Origin of the sequence: Saccharomonospora iraqiensis subsp. paurometabolica YIM 90007 (genome assembly GCF_000231035.2) — a bacterium.
Classification (GTDB): domain Bacteria; phylum Actinomycetota; class Actinomycetes; order Mycobacteriales; family Pseudonocardiaceae; genus Saccharomonospora; species Saccharomonospora paurometabolica.
The window spans coordinates 223,992-228,387 of record NZ_KI912218.1; the positions used below are offsets into that span (position 1 = coordinate 223,992).

Consider the following 4,396-nt stretch of genomic DNA (forward strand, 5'->3'; position numbering starts at 1 on the left):
GGGGCGGCTCTTCGACCGTCGGGGACGCCTCGTGGCCGGTGTCGCCCAGGAGGGCATGGTGCGGGTCCCCGACGGATGAGCCCGCACCCCGCCGACCCCGTGTCCCACCGCGCGGGTGCCGAGGCACCCGCGCTCCACGGCGCTCAGGCGGGCGCGGTGCCCTGCGGAACGGCGGACGGGGTGAAGGTGCTCGTCGCGCGGACGTCCAGGTTGACGAAACGGGGTTCGGCGTCGCACAGCCCGCGCAGCCGGTCGGCGAACCGGGCGGTGGCCGGGTTCTCCGAGTTCGCCCGCGCCTGCTCGGCGTCCGGGAACTCGACGATCTCCAGGTAGGTGCCCGCGTGGTCCCGGTCGGCCGCGAGGACGCCCCACCGCGCCCTCCGGTCGGCACCGATCTCGGCGGCCCACTCGTCGGTCAGCCGCTCCACCTCGTCGATCCGGTCGGTGCTGAACTCGATGAGCTGGACGAACGCGCCCGGTTCGGTGTCGGCCACGGGTTCGTCCCGCAGGCCCGCCCGCAGGGCGTCGCGCAGTGCGGGGTCGTCGGTGTGCCCGTGCACGTCCACGGTGTGTGCGACGGCGGCGCGGAGAAGTTCGTCCTCCTCACCGCTCATCGTGAGCGTGCATCCGGCGACGTTCGGTGTCCGCCTGCAGTCGAGGTGTTTGCGCGGCATCACGTGCCTCCTCGGGTCGTGTGTCGGTCCGTCTTGACTTCACCACGTCCGCGCGCGACGGTCGATACGCACCTCCACGCACTCGCGACGAGGGCGAGGTCGCCCGCCATGTACGTGCCCCTCGACACGGTCCGCCATGTGGTGTCCTTTGTGGACTCCGTGGCCACGGTTCCCGACCACCAGCACTTCGCGGACTCGTCCCTGCCCCGGTTGGCGGCGATCCTGCCGTGCGACGTGGTGACGTACCACGAGGTCGACCTCACCTCGGGACGGCTGCGCCGGCTGGAGTTCCGCCGTCCCACGCGGAACCCGGCGCCCTCGGCCGCCGACGGCGCGCATTTCCAGGCCACCCTCAGCCTGCGGCCCGCGCCGGATCTGCGTGCCGTGGTGGCCCTCGGCCGCGCGGTCCACCCGTTCTCCGACGTCGAACACGACGTGCTGGAGGTCGTGGCGGCACCGTTGACCGCGGCGCTGCGCCGGCTCCGCGAACGGGACCGGGCCGTGCCGCGGCTCGACGGCGACATCCCGTTGACCGTCCGCGAGCGCCAGGTGGTGGGGCTGGTCGCGCGCGGCCGGACGAACGACGCCATCGCGCACGAACTGGCGGTCAGCCCACGCACCGTCGCCAAACACCTCGAGCACGTCTACCGCAAGCTGGAGGTGGCGGGCCGGGCCGCGGCGGTCGCCCGGCTGCTGGGCCAGACCCCGCGACCCGGCCTGCAGGGCCCCCGTCATCCGCGCAGCTCGTAGACGAGGTTCATCTCGGTGGAGGCCGCGATCCGCGCCTCGGCGAAGCCGGCCTCACGGGCGAGTTCCCGGGTACGGGTCGGGCCCGCCTGGTTGCCGAGACCGTAGGCCGGTTCGGTGGACAGGCCGCTGGGCAGACACACCAGCAGCGAGGCCCCCGCCAGCAGCCTGCCGAGCGGGTTGATCGCCTCGGCGAGCGTGTCCCAGCTCATCGGCTCGACGAGCATCACCGAGCCGCCCTCGGTCAGCGACGCCCGGGCCGCGCGGAGCGCACCGAGCGGGTCCGGCATGTCGTGCAGGCAGTCGAAAAACGTGATCAGGTCGTACGTCCCGTCGAGTTCCCCGGCCCCGGCCGTGCGGAAGGTGGCCCGGTCGGAGACACCCGCCTCCTCCGCGCGCCGCCGGGCCAGTGTGATCGAGGTGTCGTGGTAGTCCACTCCCACGAACGTGCTCGCCGGGTAGGCCTCCGCCATGATCACGGTGGAGGCGCCGAGTCCACAGCCCACGTCGGCCACCCGTCCACCCGCGCGGAGCCGGTCCTCGATGCCGGTCAGCGCGGGGATCCAGGAGGAGGTGAGGTGCGCCAGGTAGCCCGGGCGGAAGAACCGCTCGGTGCCGAGGAAGAGGTCCTCGTGGTGCTCGTGCCAGCCCATGCCCTCGCCGGTGCGGAACGCCTCGGTGATCCGGTCGAGTGCCCGCGTCATCGCGGTGATGTTCTGCAGTGCACCCGCGACGTAGCCGGGGCTGTCGGGGTTGGTGAACGCCTCCACCTGCTCCGGTTCGAGACGGTAGCGGACCCGGTCCGCGGTCCCGTCCGGGTCCGCGCCGGTGTCCACGGTGACGTAGCCCGCGGTGGCCATCGCGAGCAGCCACTCCCGGACGTAGCGCTCGACGAGCCCGGTCCGGTCGGCCAGGTCCGCGGACGTCGCGGGGCCGCGTTCGGCGAGTGCGGTGAACAGTCCGAGCCGGTCACCGAGCAGCGCGAGCGGCACGCTGAGCGCCGCTCCCGCGTCCGTGACGACCTGTCCGACGAGCTGTTCCAGGCGTTCGGCGACCACGTCCGGGTCGATCGTGGTGGCGGTCGCCACGTCGTCGGGGGATTTCGTCGATGTCATGGTGGGCTCCTTCCGTGTGCCTCCAGCCCACGCCGCCGGGTCGGGCACCGCCATACGCACTCCGCGCGCTCCGGCGGTACCGGGTCCCCGTCAGGCGTGGACCAGGCGCATCTTCGGAGTGTCCCGCCGGGACAGTGCCAGGATGCGGGTCAGCGCGCGCGGCGGGTCGTGCAGCACCACGCGGGTGGGGGCGACGCGCTTCGCGAGGTCGGCGAGGGCGTGCACCCCCGCCACGTCGATGAAGGTCAGCTCCTCCAGGTACAGGTGCAGCTCCCGGCGCACCGGCAGGGCGTCCAACGCGATCCCGAAGACCTCGCGGGAGGCGAGGTCGAGTTCCCCGCGCAGGCGCCAGGCGTCCGCGACATCGGCGTCGGCGTAGAGGCCCGTCTCCACGCCGAACACCCGGCGCTGCCTGATCGGGTGAACGAAGGACATCGCCGCGGCGGCCGCGGGGTCCACCAGCCTGCCGTCGTACCCGCACAGCAGCAGCACCGGCGACCGGGCGACCAGTTCGTCCATGACGAGTTCCGAATGGACGAACCGGTGGGCCCCTTCCCGGCCCCGGATCCACTGCGCCGACTCCGCCGCGAGCCGCAGACACCGGTACCCGGCCGCCACCGCGTCGTCCGCCGCGGTCCGCACACTGTCCAGCTGCGCCGCCACGGCCGGCCCGCCGAGCACACCGCGCACCGGGGCGGACGGCAGCAGCGCGAGCTGGCCGGAGCGCAACAGCTCGTCCCGTCCGGGCAGCCCCGCGAGGTCCTCCGCGAGTTCGGCCTCGGTCTTGTCGGCCACGTACAACAGTCGCTCGTTCCGCTCGACACCCTCGGCGAAGAACGGCACGAGCGCCTCGATCCAGCTGCGCCGTCCCTCGTGGAACCAACACGCGTGGTCGTGCCAGCCATAGCCGACGGGCGCGGTGAGCGTGCTTGACCGGCGCATGACACCAGCCTAGGCCCGTGGTGGGCGGGCGGCAGTGTTCGACCACCCCCGTGTGGGGCCCCGTGTCGACCCGGTGTGTGGGGCGAAGGTCTCTTCCGTTCCGCCACCCGCGCCGCCGACCGTGGACCCATGTCGACCACCACGGCGCCGACCGTCACCCACCCCGCCGAAGGGACCTGGGAACCCGGACTGGCCTGGTTGAGCGCGGGTTCGGGCAGGCCGCTGCTGTTCCTGCCCGGGATCAGTGCGCGACACGGCCACCCCACCGGGTTCGACCGGCGGTTCACCCTGCGCACCATGCGTCCCTATGCGACACGACGACAGGTGTGGTGGGTGAACCGGCGGACGCACCTGCCCCCCACGACCACGATGGGGGACATCGCCGACGACTACGCGGCGATGGTGGACACGCACTTCGACGGCCCCGTGGACGTCCTCGGGTTCTCCACCGGGGGCACGGTGGCGCTGCACCTTGCCGCCCGCGCCCCGGACCGGGTGCGGCGCGTCGTGGTCGTCTCGGCCGCGCACCGGCTGGGTCCGTTGGGGCGCGCCGCGCAACGGGCGGCCGCGGAGGCGTTCCGTGCCGGACACGTGCGGCTCGGGTCGGCAGCACTGTTCACCCCGCTGGGGACGGGGGTCCCCACCCGGCTGTCGCTCGGGTTGCTCGGCCTGGCGCTCGGTCCCCCGGTGTTCGGGTCCGCGGACTCCGACATGCTCGCGACGCTGGAGGCCGAGGACGCCGCCGACGTCCGGGACCGGCTCGGGGCGGTGACCGCGCCGACGCTGCTGCTCGGCGGTGAGCGGGACGGCTTCTTCGGCCGCGGGCTGTACGAGCGCACCGCCGAACTCCTGCCCCGGGGCGATCTGCGGTTGTGGCCGCGCAAGGGGCACCTCCCGCCGCACCACCCCGGCCTCGCC

The 4,396-nt window shown here is 73.5% G+C and carries 5 protein-coding genes; 2 read left to right on the forward strand and 3 right to left on the reverse strand.

Annotated elements, in window-relative coordinates; translation table 11 throughout:
- Positions 1 to 143: 143 nt before the first annotated feature.
- Complete coding sequence (locus tag SACPADRAFT_RS0208325) at positions 144 to 674, reverse strand: DUF1059 domain-containing protein (RefSeq protein WP_007026661.1); 531 nt, start codon at positions 672 to 674, stop codon at positions 144 to 146.
- Between the two features lie 108 nt (positions 675 to 782).
- On the opposite strand from SACPADRAFT_RS0208325, the gene SACPADRAFT_RS0208330 reads away from it, so the two are divergent.
- Positions 783 to 1,424 carry a helix-turn-helix transcriptional regulator gene (locus tag SACPADRAFT_RS0208330; protein WP_007026660.1) on the forward strand — a complete coding sequence of 214 codons (642 nt, stop codon included), beginning with the start codon at positions 783 to 785 and terminating at the stop codon, positions 1,422 to 1,424.
- On the opposite strand, the gene SACPADRAFT_RS0208335 is transcribed toward SACPADRAFT_RS0208330, so the two are convergent.
- Together SACPADRAFT_RS0208335 and SACPADRAFT_RS0208340 are read right to left on the reverse strand one after the other, a co-directional pair.
- A complete protein-coding gene (locus SACPADRAFT_RS0208335; protein ID WP_007026659.1) occupies positions 1,406 to 2,536 on the reverse strand; it encodes a class I SAM-dependent methyltransferase in 1,131 nt (376 codons plus the stop codon). The genes SACPADRAFT_RS0208330 and SACPADRAFT_RS0208335 overlap by 19 nt on opposite strands.
- Positions 2,537 to 2,626: 90 nt before the next feature.
- Positions 2,627 to 3,478: an MEDS domain-containing protein gene (locus SACPADRAFT_RS0208340; RefSeq protein ID WP_007026658.1), complete on the reverse strand. Its 852-nt coding sequence runs from the start codon at positions 3,476 to 3,478 to the stop codon at positions 2,627 to 2,629.
- A 129-nt stretch (positions 3,479 to 3,607) separates the two neighbouring features.
- On the opposite strand from SACPADRAFT_RS0208340, the gene SACPADRAFT_RS26375 reads away from it, so the two are divergent.
- Positions 3,608 to 4,396, forward strand: a 789-nt coding sequence (locus tag SACPADRAFT_RS26375; protein ID WP_084258353.1) for an alpha/beta fold hydrolase, incomplete at its 3' end; no start/stop codon positions are given.